The organism is uncultured Cetobacterium sp. (assembly GCF_947038635.1).
In the GTDB taxonomy this organism is placed as follows: domain Bacteria; phylum Fusobacteriota; class Fusobacteriia; order Fusobacteriales; family Fusobacteriaceae; genus Cetobacterium_A.
Genome location: NZ_CAMQXC010000050.1, coordinates 1 through 14,002, shown reverse-complemented (window position 1 = coordinate 14,002; position 14,002 = coordinate 1). Strand labels below are relative to the sequence as shown.

Genomic DNA, 14,002 nt, shown 5'->3' with positions numbered 1-14,002 from the left:
GTTGCATAAGCAGCTCCTTCTATTCCTAAACCAAATGTGAATATAAATATAGGATCTAAAACTATATTAACAAAACAACTAAATACCATTATTGCTGAACATATTTTAGGATTTCCATCAGCTCTAATTGTACTATTCAATGCATATCCCATAATATTAAAAACTGTACCATATAGAATAATTGTTATATATTCTCTTGCATATTTTAAAGTACTTTCACTTGCTCCAAAAGCTTTTAAAATAGGATCTCTATATATTGTTCCTAAAACTGTTATTGCTAGTCCCAATATTATTGACAGAGTTATAATATTTCCCATTATTTTTTCAGCACTATCTCTTTTTTGTTCTCCCAATTTAATAGAAATATTTGCAGTGGCTCCTATCCCTATTAACATTGAAAAAGCTAATACAATTGTTACTATTGGCATTGTTATTCCAACTCCAGTAATAGCCAAAGCTCCAATCTCATCCATATTTCCTATAAAAATTCTATCAACTACGTTGTATAGGGCACTTACAAGCATACTAATTATTGCAGGAATAGAATATTTTATAAGTAATTTTTTTATGTCTCCATTATGTAGAGTTAATTCCTGTTGTTTCATGTGTTCCTCCTTAATTTTTTCATATCCCTCATCATAACATTTTTTTTAAAAATATGATATAATTTATTTATTTTTTAGGAGGATTTTTAATGGAAATATTTAAAAATAGTTGTTCTCTAGATTGTTTTGATGTATGTAAAATTGATGTATATAAAGAAAATGGAAAAGTAATAAAACTTATGGGAAATAAGGAGCATAGTTTAACTGATGGTTTTTTATGTTCTAAGGGTCTTAAACATTTAAATCGTCTTTATGATGAAAATAGAATTTTAAAACCACTTTTAAAAGTAGGAGAGGGATTTAAAGAGATCTCTTTTGAAGAAACTCTAGATATTTTAAAAAATAGATTGAGTGATATAAAAAATAGTAACTTTACAAACTCAATTATTCATTATAGTGAGTCTGGTGCTGGAGGACTTTTAAAAGGAATCCATGATATATTTTTTAATTTTTTAGGAGGTATTTCAACAGCTAGTGGTGGAACTTGTTGGTCTGCAGGGTGTGCTGCTCACGATTATGATTTTGGTGGAAGAAAAACAAGTGATTTAGATGATATGAAAAATGCTAAAGTTATAGTTCTTTGGTCTAGAAATCCAGCGATAACATCAGTTCATCTATATAAAAAGTTAATTGAAATAAAAAAACTAGGTGTTAAAATTATAACAATTGATTTTAGAAATAATGAAACTTCTGTTATAAGCGATTTACATATTAATGTAAAAGGTGGAAGTGATGGAGCTTTAGCTTTAGCACTTTGTAAAATGGCTTTTGAACACAACCTAGTTGATTACAATTTTTCTAAAAATAATATAGTTGGCTTTGAAATGTTTAAAGAATATCTTGAGACTATAACTTTAGATGAACTTCTATTTGATTGCGGAGTTACTGAAGATGATGCGATAAAACTTTTAGATTATATATCTCTTGGAAATATTATGACTTTTATAGGATATGGATTACAAAGATATGTTAATGGAGGAAATAGTGTTAGAGCCATTGATGCTTTAATGAGTATAACAGGAAATGTGGGAAAAAGTGGAGCTGGTGTTTTTTATTCTAGTAAGATATATCCTCAAGTTTTAGATAGAGATCCATATGGTAGTTCAAACTTTGCTAAGAATTCTCGAGAGTTTCCAATTACAAAGTTTAGTGAGTTTGTTAAAGAAAATAAAATTCAAGCTATCTTTATTAGTAAAGCTAATCCCTTAAATCAACTTCCAAACTTAAATGAAACTTTAAAGGCTTATAAGTCTATACCTTTTAAGGTGTGTTTTGATATGTTTTTAACTGACACTGCAAAAAATAGTGATCTTATAATTCCAGTAACTAATACACTTGAAAGTGAGGATATTATATATTCATCTATGCTTATGCCATCTTTAATGTATAATGAAAAAGTTGTTGAACCCTTAGATTATAGAATGGAGGAGTTTGAATTTTTTAAAGAGCTTGCAAAAGTTTTAGATTTAAAAGAGTATCCTCAAGTTTCAAAAACAGAGTATTTAAATAAAGTTTTAGCACCTTTAAATACAACTGTTGAAAGTTTGAAAAAAGAGGATTTAAATATAGAAAAGGGATATATAGCTTGGGAAGATAAACAGTTTAAAACACCATCAGGTAAAATTGAGATTTACAGTGAAACAGCTTTAGCAGATGGATTTGAACCGATGCCTATTTTTATGAAAGCAACAAAGGGATGTGATGAATATCCGATTAGACTTGTGACACCACATTGTAAAGACTCACTATTTAATCAACACATAGGAGATATTAATGATATATCTAAAATCTATATATCTAAGGAAAATATGAAAAATCTTCAGGAGGGGGATATAGTTATTGTTTCATCTAAAAATGGAAGTATAACATCTAAAGTAAAAATTGATAATAATCTTAAAAAAGATGAAGCATATATCTTTATGCAATGGAGTAGAAAGCAGGGAAATCCAAACTTCTTAACAGAGAGTCTTTCGTCTGATATTGGTGGACAAGTTGCATACTATGATACATTTGTTAAAATTTGCAAAAGTATTGTTTAAAACTTGTAAAGTAATTTGACAATTTAATATAAAAAAAATATAATGACCTTGAATTTATACGAAGTTATTATTCTAGGAGGAGATATGGAAATATTAGCACATAGAGGAGCATCAGGAACAGCACCTGAAAATACTATTGCCGCTTTTAAAAAAGCTTTAGTTGACGGATGTGATGGTTTTGAGTTTGATGTTCAACAAACAAAAGATGGGAAAATAGTTGTATTTCATGATTGGACTTTAGAAAGAACTAGTAATGGTCAAGGGCATTTAAGAGATTATACATTGGAAGAGTTAAAAAAATTAGATGCTGGAAATTGGTTTGATGAAAAATTTAAAGGGGAACAGATTCCTACATTAGAGGAAACTTTAGATATTATTCCAGATAATAAACTTATTAATATCGAATTAAAAGAGGAGTATTCTGTTGAAAGAGAAACAGAGAATAAAGTTTTAGAGATTATAAAAAAATACCCTAATAAAAATATTATTGTCTCATCTTTTAGTCATAATCTTTTAAAAAATTTAAAAGATTTAGATAGCTCTATTAAAGTTGGAATTCTTTTAGAAAGTGCTCTTGTTAACTTAGATAAATATATTGAAAATTTAGGATTTAATATTGATGCTTATCATCCTAGTAAAAGTTTTTTTAATCAAGAGGATATTAACTATCTTAAATCTAAAAATATTGATATAAATGTTTGGACTGTTAATTCACCTAAAGATGCTAAAATATTAAAGAGTATGGGTGTAACTAGAGTAATAACTAATTTTCCAAAAGAGATAAAAGAGTAACTAAATATAAAAAGAGGATTGAATTTTATTTCAAACCTCTTTTTTTTATAAAGCTTATTTATTTTTTATACTTTTTATAGCATCAGAAAGATCACTAATCTCTTCTAAAGACATTTTTCGAAGTTCATTTCTTAAAGCAAGCTGTTTTTTAATATACATATCTCGTTTTAAAGAGTAAAACATTGTAAAAATCATAATTGGAAATAAAATTAATAAAGGAAAGGCGATTATAATAGAAGCTGTTTTAAGCATATCTAATCCTCCAGCAAATATTAGTGCTATTGCTAGAAGTGATTGCGTAACTCCCCATATTAATTTTTTATAACTTGGAGGATTTAAATCACCATCTGAACTCATCATTCCTAAAACATATGTAGCTGAATCAGCTGAAGTTATAAAAAACGAACCTAGTAGTAGTATTGCTATTCCACTCATTAAAGCTCCAAATCTATATTGACCAAAAACTAAAAATAGAGCTGTTTCTGTATTTTCAACTGCAACTGTTGCAAACTCTTTTCCAAGAGTTACACCTAAAGTTCCAAAAGCTGAAAACCATATAAAGGAAACTACTGATGGAATTATAACTACTCCAATTACAAACTCTCTTATAGTTCTTCCTTTTGATATTCTAGCAATAAACGTTCCTACAAAAGGAGTCCATGCCACCCAATTTGACCAGTAAAATATTGTCCATGCTGACATCCATTTATTATCACCAAAACTATTTGTTTTTAAACTAATTTTTAAAAAGTTATTTAGATAATTTCCTAAATTTTCAGAAAAAACATTAAATATCGATATTGTTGGTCCTAACATAATAACCATTAGTAGTAGCACAACAGAGATTAAAACATTTATATTAGAAAGAGTTTTTATTCCCTTATCTAACGATCCTAAAGCTGATGCTATAAATATGATAGTTACAGTTCCAATTATAACTATTTGACTTAATATACTATTTGGTATATTAAATAGATAATTTAATCCACTGTTTATTTGTAGAGCTCCTAAACCTAAAGTTGTTGCAACACCAGTTATTGTAGCTAATATTGCAATTATATCTATTACATTTTTTACTTTTTTTTCATATGATTTTCCTTTTAAAATTGGTGAAAAAAGGGAACTTATAAGTCCTTTTTCCCCTTTTCTAAATTGAAAATATGCCATTGCTAAAGCTAAAAAACTATAGATTGCCCATGGATGAATACCCCAATGGAAAAATGATGTTTTAAAAGCAAAATCTATTGCTTCTTTAGTTCCACCTTCCATCCCACCCACTGGATAAACATAGTGAGTCATAGGTTCAGCTACTCCAAAGAATACTAATCCAACTCCCATTCCTGCAGAGAACAACATAGAAAACCATGAAAGATTTGAATACTCAGGTTTAGAGTTATCTTTTCCAAGTTTAATATTTCCATAGCTGCTGCAACATAGAAATAAACAAACTAAAGCTATTATAAGAACAATAATTAAATATAAGAATCCAAAATTTGTAATTATAGAGTTAAGAAGATCTGTTGTTACTTTTTCAAAGGTAATTTTATCCCAGGCGATTATTGATAAAATGACAAAAATAATTAAAAATGTCGTATAAAATATGATATTTTCTTTAGGTATAATCTTTTCTAAAATTTTTGTTTTTTCATCAATTTTATTACTGTAGCTTCCATTATCATAGTTCTCCATGTTATTCCTCCTTTAAACAGTTAGTTCTAGCCATAAAAAAGACAAAATATAGTTGATAGTAAGAATATTAAGTAGATAATATAATCTTGAAAAGAATTTGTTAGTTTATTTCTATTAAAATATATTTTTCTTCGACTAATATTTTTTTTATCTATATAATTTAAATTTGTAAAGTTAAAAATTTTCATAATTATCTACCTCCTTAATATTAGTTTATTTGTACATATATTCAAGATATTATTATAGAATCCTTTTTATTGTTATTTTTTATTTTTTCTTAAATATTGATTATAGGTTTTTATATATAAATAAAATAAAAATCACAGATATTTACTCTGTGATCTCTAATTTTTTATTTATTTTTTAAACATCATCTCTCTTAACTCATTTCCAACAACTTCAATTTTCTCCTCTTTACATCTATTTCTCATAGTTTTTAAAATTGGGTATCCAGATTGTCCTTCTAAAATAAAGTCTTTAGCGAATCTTCCATTCCTAATATCTTCTAAAACATCCTTCATATTTTCTCTACTCTCTTTTGTAATAATTTTTTTACCAATTGTATAATCACCATATTCAGCAGTATTAGAGATTGATTCTCTCATTGCAGCAAACCCCTTTGAATAGATTAAATCCACAATTAGTTTCATCTCATGAACGCATTCAAAATATGCTAATTTCTCATCATATCCTGCATTTAAAAGTGTTTCATATCCAGCTTTCATTAACTCTACTAAACCTCCACATAAAACAGCTTGCTCACCAAATAAATCTGTCTCTGTTTCCTCTTTAAAAGTAGTTTCTAGAACCCCTAAATTTAAACAAACACCCTTAGCCCAATCTTTAGCTAATTGTAAAGTCTCTTTAGAGGGATCTTGATAAACAGAGATTAATGCTGGTACACCCTCTTTTTCTAAAAACTTATCTCTCACTTTATGTCCTGGAGATTTTGGAGCTACCATAAATACATTTAAATCTTTTCTTGGAGTAATTTGTGAATAGTGAATATTAAAACCGTGAGCAAACCCTAAAAATGCTCCATTTTTTAAGGTATCCTTTAAATAGTTTTTGTATAGTTCTGACTGATTTTCATCAGGTACTAAAAGCATAGCTACATCTGCAACTTTTGCTCCATCCTTTAAATTTAAAACTTCAAACCCATCCTTTTTAGCTTTATCCCAACTTTGACTGTCCTCTCTTAAAGCTACACTTACATCATAACCACAATCTTTTAAATTTAAAGCATGTGCATGCCCCTGTGAACCATACCCAAATACAACAACCTTTTTTCCTAATAAACTCATAATAACTCCTCCTCGTCTCTATTTTTATTTTAAACTTCTAATCCTCTACTCATTGCTGAAACTCCTGTTCTTGCAATCTCTAAAACATCAAAATTTTTAATTAATTTTAAGAAACCATCTATTTTCCCTATATCTCCTGTTATCTCAACAATTAAACTTTCAAGTCCTACATCTACAACTGATCCTCTATATATATCTAATATTTGAAGTAACTCTTGTCTACTTTTAGAATTAACTTTTATTTTTATTAAAACTAACTCTCTAAAAACACTCTCCTTTAAAAAAGCTTTAATAAACTCAACATCAAAAAGTTTTTCAGCTTGGACAATAACTTGATTTAATGTATATTCATCCCAAAAACCTGTTATTGTCATTCTTACAGTATCCTCTGGATATCCCTCTCCTGCTGTTATATTTTCTATATTTATCCCTCTTTTTTGAAATAGTCCAGATATTTTATTTAAAACTCCAGGCTTATTTTTCATAACTAATAGTATTCTTTTAGCATCCATAAACTATTCACCTCCAATTGTATATTCATAGGATTTTCCAGCTGGTATTATTGGATATACATTGTGTTTATAAGACATTTGAATATCAACTAAATAGGGTTTATCATTTTCTAAAATCTCTTTTAATTTTTTAAGATTATCAATATTATCTATTTTATCCCCATCTATAAAATGAGCATTTCCTAGTTTTACAAAATCTGGATTAACATCTAAAATTACACTTGAATACCTTTTATTGTTAAATAGCTCCTGCCACTGTTTTACCATTCCTAAGGCACCATTATTGAAAATCAAAATTTTTACAGGTAATTTATATTGTGCTAGTAAAATCAGCTCCTGTTGATTCATTTGAAATCCTCCATCTCCTAGTATAGCTAACACTTTTTTATTTGGATTAGCTATCTGTGCTCCAATTGCTGCTGGTAATCCATATCCCATTGTTCCTGCTCCACCTGATGTACAAAACTGAAATGGTTTTTTTATATCTAAATGTTGTGCTGTAAACATCTGGTGTTGTCCAACATCTGTTACTACAATATAATTTTCATCTAAAATTTCATTTAACATACTTAATGTAGATATTTGATTTAATTCTTCATCTTTGAAAACTTCTAAAGTTTTAAAGCTGTCTCGCCACATTTCAAACTCTATTTTTAAATCTAAGTTTAAAATTCTATTTAAAATATCTTTTGCATCTCCTATAATTGGTAGATCCACAACAATATTTTTATTTACTTCCGCTCTATCTATCTCTATATGGATTTTTTTAGAGTTTGGTGAGAACCTACTTTTATCTCCTACTATCCTATCATCAAATCTCATTCCAACACATATTAATAGATCACTTTCATCAACAGCTCTATTAGCTTCTATTAGTCCATGCATTCCTATCATTCCTAAATACCCTTTATCATTTTTATTAAATACTCCCAATCCCATAAGGGTTGATACAACAGGAATTTTAGTTTTATTAATAAACTCTCTTACCTCTTCTACACATCTAGCATTTAACACTCCTCCCCCCACTACTAGAACTGGTTTTTTTGAGCTATTAAGATAATCTTCAAACTCCTCTATCTCTTTATTTGTATATGTAGATTTAAATTTTCTCATCTCTTGGATATCCTCTTTTAAAAATCTTTCAAATAAAGAGTAATCAATTGTTAACTCTTGAATATTTTTAGGAATATCTACTAAAACTGGTCCTGGTCTCCCATGTTTTGATAGTGTATAAGCTTCTTTCAATATTTTTGGAAGCTCACATATATCTCTCACTAAATAGTTATTTTTAGTAATTGGAGAAGTGATTCCAATAATATCACTCTCTTGAAAAGAATCTTTTCCTAAAAAAGATGTACTTACTTGTCCTGTTATGATAAGTAAAGGTATCGAATCCATATGAGCAGTCATAATTCCTGTAACTAAATTAGTTGCTCCAGGTCCAGATGTTGCTAAACAAACTCCAGGAACTTTTTTAGTTCTTGCATAACCATCTGCACTATGAACTGCCCCTTGTTCATGTCTTGTCATATAATGATTTATTCCTTTAAAATTATATAGTGCATCATATATAGGAATTACTGCTCCACCTGGATATCCAAATATATCTTTAACTCCTAAATATTTTAATGTTTCTAAAACTATTTTAGCTCCTGTTATTTTCTTCATACTCTCCTCCTATTTCATAACTGCTCCCTCTGATGCATCTGAAACTAATTTCATATATTTTTGTAGCATTCTATTTTTAATATCTTTTTTCAATATAGGGATATTTTTTTTCCTTTTTTCTATTTCCTCTTGGGATACTACTAGCTCTAATTTTTTATTAGGTATATCAATATCAATATAATCTCCATCTTTAACATATGCTATAAGACCACCATCTAATGCTTCTGGTGATATATGACCTATAGCAGCTCCTCTAGAACCACCTGAAAATCTACCATCAGTTATTAAGGCACAGTACATATCTAATCCCATTCCAGATAGAGCACCTGTTGGAGATAGCATCTCTCTCATTCCTGGGCCACCTTTAGGTCCCTCATATCTAATGACAATTACATCACCTTTTTCAATATCTCCAGCTAATATAGCCTCACTTGCCTTTTCCTCACAGTTATACACTTTAGCTTTTCCCTTATGAATCAACATTGTTGGATGAACAGCACCTGATTTTACAACAGCACCTTTTGGTGCTAGATTTCCCTTTAATATGGAAATACCTCCACTATTAAAATATGGATTTTGAAAATCTCTAATTATATCTTTATCTAAAACTCTACCACTCTGTGCTACCTCTAAAATATTTTTTAGTGATACTGTTAAATTGGATTTTAAAAGATCATTTTTTTTCAATACATTGAGTACAGCACTAACTCCTCCAGCTTCATTAAAATCTTCTATAAAAATTGAGCTCGCAGGAGATAGTTTTACAATTTGTTTTGTTTTTTTAGATATTTCATCAAAAACATTTAAATCTAATTTCACTTCTCCCTCATAAGCTATTGCTGGAATATGTAGTGTAGTATTTGTTGAGCCTCCTAAGGCCATATCTACTACAACTGAGTTATATAAGCTCTCCTTTGTCAAAATATCTCTTGCTTTAACATCTCTTTTTAATAACTCCATTATTTGCATTCCAGTCTCTTTAGCTAACCTTTTTCTTTCTGAATACACACTAGGAATTGTTCCATTTCCAGGAAGTGCTATTCCTAAAGCTTCAGTTAAACAGTTCATTGTGTTTGCAGTATACATTCCTGAACATGACCCGCACGTTTTACAAACCTCATGTTCAGCTTCATTTAACTCTTCTAACGTCATCTCTTTATTTTGAACTTTTCCAACATATTCAAAAAGGTCTGATATACCTATTTTTTTACCTTGAAACTTACCAGCTAACATAGGACCACCACTTACAAAAATAGATGGAAGATTTAATCTCATAGCTGCCATTAACATCCCTGGAACAACTTTATCGCAACTAGGCATAAAAACTAAGGCATCAAAGGGCATGGCATAAGCTGTTGCTTCAATAGAATCTGCTATAATCTCCCTTGTTGGAAGAGAGTTATTCATCCCCTCATGTCCCATAGCTATTCCATCACAAATAGCTATAGTATTAAACTCCATTGGAACTCCTCCACTCATATAAACTCCCGCTTTTACCTCTTCTACAAGTTCTTTTAAATGAATATGTCCTGGAACTAACTCATTATATGAATTTACAATCCCTATTTTAGGAAGTTCTATCTCTTTATCAGTTAACCCCATTGAATAAAATAGTGATCTGTGTGGTGCTTTTGTTAATCCCTTTGTTACAATATCGCTTCTCATTGTTACCCTCCTTTAACTTTCAAGCAAAAATATATAAAAAAAGAGCTTAAATCCGTAGACTTAAGCTCTTAAAACTTCTAACTATTGCTCAAGCCTTTATTTTTTAAACAAAATAAGGCTTGAATATTTTCAGAGAAACAACTCGTCAAATCCAAACCCAAAAGCATATTATTATAATTATAGTAAATAAGTTTTTGAATTTGTTCATGAGTGCTTCCTCCTTTTTCTAATTTTCATAGATTCTATATTAATTTTTTTTAAATGTCAACATTTTTTTATTTTTTTAAATTTTTACTTAGCTCTATAACTTGCTTTTCAGCTTCTTCTAAGATCTTTTTTCCTGTTTCTGTTATGCCATAATATATTCTAATTTTACCATCATCCTCTTTTATTTTTTCAGTTTTTAAAACGCCCTCTTCTTCCATTTTATGTAACATTGGATAAACCATTCCTGGGCTAACTTTGTATCCATGTTTTTCTAAATGTTCCATTAACCAAGATCCAAAAAATGGTTTTTTATTAGCATGTCTTAGTATATGTATATTTATAAATCCTAGAAATATTTTTCTTAAATATTTTTGCTGTACTTTCTTTTCCACTATATCCTCCATACTAAATAGCCATAAATTAATGATATAATAATCAAATAATAGCTATCTATTTTAAATTTAATTAATAATAAATTAATTATAAGTAAAGGAATGCCCTTTAAATCCTTTAATAAATCTTTTCCCATAAGTAATATGACAGAAATCATAACTCCTAAACTTGAAGCATTTACAAAACTTAAAAATTTGGATGCAATAATATTATTTCTAATTTTTTTAACAATACCTCCTAAAAAATAGATAAAAATAAATGATGGTAAAAATATACCAATAGTTGCTCCTATTGAGCCAGCTATCCCACCTATTTCATAACCTATAAAAGTTGCTGTTGTCAATATGGGGCCAGGAGTAAATTGTCCAAAGGCTATTGCATCTAAAAGTTGTGTTTCTGTCAATATCCCGCTTTGAACAAATAGATCAGATATATACGCAATAAGCATATACCCTCCACCAAATAAAGTTGCCCCTATTTTAAAGAACTTCTCAAAAATTATACCCCAAAGAGGTAAAACAATTACATTTAGTCTTTTTTTATCTAAATGCATTGTATAAATTGTAAATACAATTCCCATTAAAAAAATAATAAAAATCTCTCGTTCTAAAAAAAAATTTAAAATGCATGAAACAACTAAAATTAAAACTTGCTCATTATTATTTTTAACTTTATTATACATATTTATTAATGAAAATACAATTATTGGAAATACTCCAAATTTAATATATTCAAAAATAGGTTTTATAAAAACTATGTCTTTGGAATAATTATATGTAATTGCTAGTAATAATGTTATAAAAGCAGCTGGAAATATAAAAGATAACCCTGCTACTAACATACCTAAAAAACCTTTATAACGTAATCCTGCTAACATCACAATTTGAGTTGAATTTGGTCCAGGTATTAAGTTTACACTTCCTATGAAATCTAAAAAATCCTCTCTAGATATCATTTTTCTTTTCTCTACTACCTCTCTTTCTACCATAGCAATATGAGCTATTGGACCACCAAAGGCTGTACATCCCAATTTAAAAAATATTTTGAATAAATCTAACATAGTTAACTCCTCATTCTTTATCTTTTTTTGATATCGTTTTTAGATATCATATTTAGATAATATACTGGAGTTGAAATTTTGTCAAATTAAAATCCAAACGGGTTATATCTAACACTTGAACCTACAGATTTGCTTTTTGTTGTTGTTCTTTCAACTGAGTTTGAATGAGTAGTTGTATTAGAATTTCTCATGGTAGTTGTCATTGTTCCATTAGAACCATATGGTTGTGTATATGTCTCAGTTTTACTAGTTCCAACAGTATTAGAAGTTGAAGTTCCTGTTTTATGTGTCTCTGTAACTGTTTTATTTTTTCCATATATCTCATTGCTAAATCCACTATTCATATGCCCAAAATTATTGCTACTTGAACTTCCAAAATTATTATTAAAGTTACGTTCAAAATCATGGTTAAAAGAGCTATTATTTGAACCATTATATAATGCTGTAGCTAATATTGTATTTGCTACTAGATTCATATCTAACCCATTACCTCTTGTTTGCTGCCCTTCATATGATGTTGCGGCACATCCTGTTAAAATAAAAAATATTAATAAAACTCCATTTATCTTTTTCATCTATTTTCTCCTTTTAAATGATTAAATTATTTTTTTACATTATATCCTACTACAAAATACCTTTATTTAGTTTTTTTATACATGAATACCTCAAAAAATAACATGATTTTTTTATTTTTGTTGAATTTTCCACAATTTTACTGTATACTTATTTTAATATATTTTTAAAGGTGGGTTTATGAAAGAAATACTTAGAGAGATTGGAATGATTAGTAGGTGTTGTGCAACTATTAGTGATATTGAGTTTAAAGATATTAATCTTTCAAAAGGTCAATATCTATATCTTGTAAGGATTTATGAAAATCCAGGAATAATTCAAGATAAGGTCGCTTCTATGCTAAAAGTAGACCGGTCTACTGCTGCTAAATCTATTAAAAAATTAGTAGAAGATGGATTAATAAAAAAAGAGAAGGATGAAAATAATAAAAAAGAGTTAAAACTATACTGTACTGAAAAAGGGGAAAAACTTTATCCCTTTCTTCAAAGAGAGGAAGAGTATAGTACCCAGATTATGACTGAAAATCTTACTCCAGATGAAATTGAAACTACACTTAAAGCTCTTTACAAAATGAGGGTCAATATAGAAAAAGAGTGGGAAAATATAAAAAAGGGATTTATTAGGAGGTACTAAAATGATTTTATGTAAAAAATTTGAAGAACTAACACTTGAGGAACTTTATGAAATTTTAAAATTAAGATCTGAAGTTTTTGTTGTAGAACAAAATTGTATTTATAATGATATTGATGGAAAAGATAAGACATCTTTTCATGTTATAATAAAGGAAAATAATGAAATTACAGCTTACCTTAGAGTACTTCCTCCAGGTATTTCATATGAAAATGCTTCTTTAGGTAGAGTTTTAGTAGCAAAGGATGCTAGAGGTATGGGGTATGCTAAAGCTATTGTCACAGAAGGAATCAATTGTGTTTTAAGAAATTTCAATACAAATAAAATCACTATTGGTGCTCAAGAATATTTAAAAGATTTTTACAGCGAATTTGGATTTAAACCAGTTTCTGAAGTTTATGATGAAGATGGTATTCCTCATTTAGATATGACATTAAATATTGTTTAAATCTTCTTAGAATTTTACGTGTAATCTAAAAAATTAAGAGTTATATTTTATTTTTTTAGGGATGGTTTTTAAGCCTACCCCTAAAAAAATATAAAATTCTATATGTTTTAGTCTAACTTAATAAAATTATAATTTTATAAGTTCATATACTTAACTCAAAATTCTTTCTTCAAAACATTTTAAAAGTCTTGTTTGCCACTCTTTAATAGTGGAATTAATTAACAATCGTATCAATGAAGTGTCTTTTAAATATAAAGTTTCTTTTAGTTAGATAGAGTGTTTTTCTAAAATCAATACTCCTAATAAAGAAGAATTCAGAAGAAATTAAATTACCAATTTTCTTATGATTTTTTGAAATTTTCGTAAAAAATAGCAGCTCACAAAATAACGTGAGCTGCTTTTCTTTTCCCTTCATAA

The 14,002-nt window shown here is 28.4% G+C and carries 14 protein-coding genes; 4 read left to right on the top strand and 10 right to left on the bottom strand.

Annotated features, from left to right (window positions below; genetic code table 11):
• The coding region (locus Q0V08_RS06365) for an MATE family efflux transporter (RefSeq protein WP_297433120.1) at positions 1-605 on the bottom strand (605 nt) is incomplete at its 3' end.
• An 89-nt stretch (positions 606-694) separates the two neighbouring features.
• Here Q0V08_RS06365 and Q0V08_RS06360 point away from each other — a divergent pair.
• A complete protein-coding gene (locus Q0V08_RS06360) occupies positions 695-2,644 on the top strand; it encodes a molybdopterin-dependent oxidoreductase (protein WP_297433118.1) in 1,950 nt (649 codons plus the stop codon).
• An 84-nt stretch (positions 2,645-2,728) separates the two neighbouring features.
• On the top strand, positions 2,729-3,436 hold the full coding sequence (locus tag Q0V08_RS06355; RefSeq protein WP_297433117.1) for a glycerophosphodiester phosphodiesterase: 708 nt from the start codon (positions 2,729-2,731) through the stop codon (positions 3,434-3,436).
• A 54-nt stretch (positions 3,437-3,490) separates the two neighbouring features.
• Here the strand turns inward: Q0V08_RS06355 and Q0V08_RS06350 are convergent, their stop codons facing one another.
• From Q0V08_RS06350 to Q0V08_RS06310, 9 genes are all read right to left on the bottom strand, one after another.
• On the bottom strand, positions 3,491-5,125 hold the full coding sequence (locus Q0V08_RS06350; RefSeq protein ID WP_297433115.1) for a BCCT family transporter: 1,635 nt from the start codon (positions 5,123-5,125) through the stop codon (positions 3,491-3,493).
• 26 nt (positions 5,126-5,151) lie between these two features.
• On the bottom strand, positions 5,152-5,313 hold the full coding sequence (locus Q0V08_RS06345; RefSeq protein ID WP_297433113.1) for a hypothetical protein: 162 nt from the start codon (positions 5,311-5,313) through the stop codon (positions 5,152-5,154).
• Between the two features lie 168 nt (positions 5,314-5,481).
• Complete coding sequence (gene ilvC, locus Q0V08_RS06340; protein WP_297433111.1) at positions 5,482-6,429, bottom strand: ketol-acid reductoisomerase; 948 nt, start codon at positions 6,427-6,429, stop codon at positions 5,482-5,484.
• Between the two features lie 29 nt (positions 6,430-6,458).
• On the bottom strand, positions 6,459-6,941 hold the full coding sequence (ilvN, locus tag Q0V08_RS06335) for an acetolactate synthase small subunit (RefSeq protein ID WP_297433109.1): 483 nt from the start codon (positions 6,939-6,941) through the stop codon (positions 6,459-6,461).
• Positions 6,942-6,944: 3 nt separating this feature from the next.
• Complete coding sequence (ilvB, locus tag Q0V08_RS06330; protein ID WP_297433107.1) at positions 6,945-8,609, bottom strand: biosynthetic-type acetolactate synthase large subunit; 1,665 nt, start codon at positions 8,607-8,609, stop codon at positions 6,945-6,947.
• Between the two features lie 9 nt (positions 8,610-8,618).
• Positions 8,619-10,274 (bottom strand): dihydroxy-acid dehydratase, encoded by a 1,656-nt coding sequence (gene ilvD / locus Q0V08_RS06325; protein ID WP_297433105.1) that lies wholly within the window; start codon positions 10,272-10,274, stop codon positions 8,619-8,621.
• A 275-nt stretch (positions 10,275-10,549) separates the two neighbouring features.
• Complete coding sequence (locus Q0V08_RS06320) at positions 10,550-10,873, bottom strand: PadR family transcriptional regulator (protein ID WP_297433103.1); 324 nt, start codon at positions 10,871-10,873, stop codon at positions 10,550-10,552.
• Complete coding sequence (locus tag Q0V08_RS06315; RefSeq protein WP_297433101.1) at positions 10,873-11,934, bottom strand: chromate transporter; 1,062 nt, start codon at positions 11,932-11,934, stop codon at positions 10,873-10,875. Before Q0V08_RS06315 ends, Q0V08_RS06320 begins: the two co-directional genes overlap by 1 nt.
• A gap of 86 nt (positions 11,935-12,020) precedes the next feature.
• On the bottom strand, positions 12,021-12,509 hold the full coding sequence (locus tag Q0V08_RS06310) for a hypothetical protein (RefSeq protein ID WP_297433099.1): 489 nt from the start codon (positions 12,507-12,509) through the stop codon (positions 12,021-12,023).
• 178 nt (positions 12,510-12,687) lie between these two features.
• Here Q0V08_RS06310 and Q0V08_RS06305 point away from each other — a divergent pair, with 178 nt between their 5' ends.
• Together Q0V08_RS06305 and Q0V08_RS06300 are read left to right on the top strand one after the other, a co-directional pair.
• Positions 12,688-13,140: a MarR family transcriptional regulator gene (locus tag Q0V08_RS06305; protein ID WP_185891564.1), complete on the top strand. Its 453-nt coding sequence runs from the start codon at positions 12,688-12,690 to the stop codon at positions 13,138-13,140.
• A 1-nt stretch (position 13,141) separates the two neighbouring features.
• Complete coding sequence (locus Q0V08_RS06300) at positions 13,142-13,585, top strand: GNAT family N-acetyltransferase (protein ID WP_297433097.1); 444 nt, start codon at positions 13,142-13,144, stop codon at positions 13,583-13,585.
• The last annotated feature ends 417 nt before the right edge of the window (positions 13,586-14,002 follow it).

Bases quoted from the DNA above. Each gene is read 5' to 3' on its own strand.
- Q0V08_RS06350 (WP_297433115.1), bottom strand. From the start codon at position 5,125: ATGGAGAACTATGATAATGGAAGCTACAGTAATAAAATTGATGAAAAA.
- Q0V08_RS06305 (WP_185891564.1), top strand. From the start codon at position 12,688: ATGAAAGAAATACTTAGAGAGATTGGAATGATTAGTAGGTGTTGTGCA.
- ilvD (WP_297433105.1), bottom strand. From the start codon at position 10,274: ATGAGAAGCGATATTGTAACAAAGGGATTAACAAAAGCACCACACAGA.
- Q0V08_RS06345 (WP_297433113.1), bottom strand. From the start codon at position 5,313: ATGAAAATTTTTAACTTTACAAATTTAAATTATATAGATAAAAAAAAT.
- ilvB (WP_297433107.1), bottom strand. From the start codon at position 8,609: ATGAAGAAAATAACAGGAGCTAAAATAGTTTTAGAAACATTAAAATAT.
- ilvC (WP_297433111.1), bottom strand. From the start codon at position 6,429: ATGAGTTTATTAGGAAAAAAGGTTGTTGTATTTGGGTATGGTTCACAG.
- ilvN (WP_297433109.1), bottom strand. From the start codon at position 6,941: ATGGATGCTAAAAGAATACTATTAGTTATGAAAAATAAGCCTGGAGTT.
- Q0V08_RS06300 (WP_297433097.1), top strand. From the start codon at position 13,142: ATGATTTTATGTAAAAAATTTGAAGAACTAACACTTGAGGAACTTTAT.
- Q0V08_RS06355 (WP_297433117.1), top strand. From the start codon at position 2,729: ATGGAAATATTAGCACATAGAGGAGCATCAGGAACAGCACCTGAAAAT.
- Q0V08_RS06315 (WP_297433101.1), bottom strand. From the start codon at position 11,934: ATGTTAGATTTATTCAAAATATTTTTTAAATTGGGATGTACAGCCTTT.
- Q0V08_RS06360 (WP_297433118.1), top strand. From the start codon at position 695: ATGGAAATATTTAAAAATAGTTGTTCTCTAGATTGTTTTGATGTATGT.
- Q0V08_RS06310 (WP_297433099.1), bottom strand. From the start codon at position 12,509: ATGAAAAAGATAAATGGAGTTTTATTAATATTTTTTATTTTAACAGGA.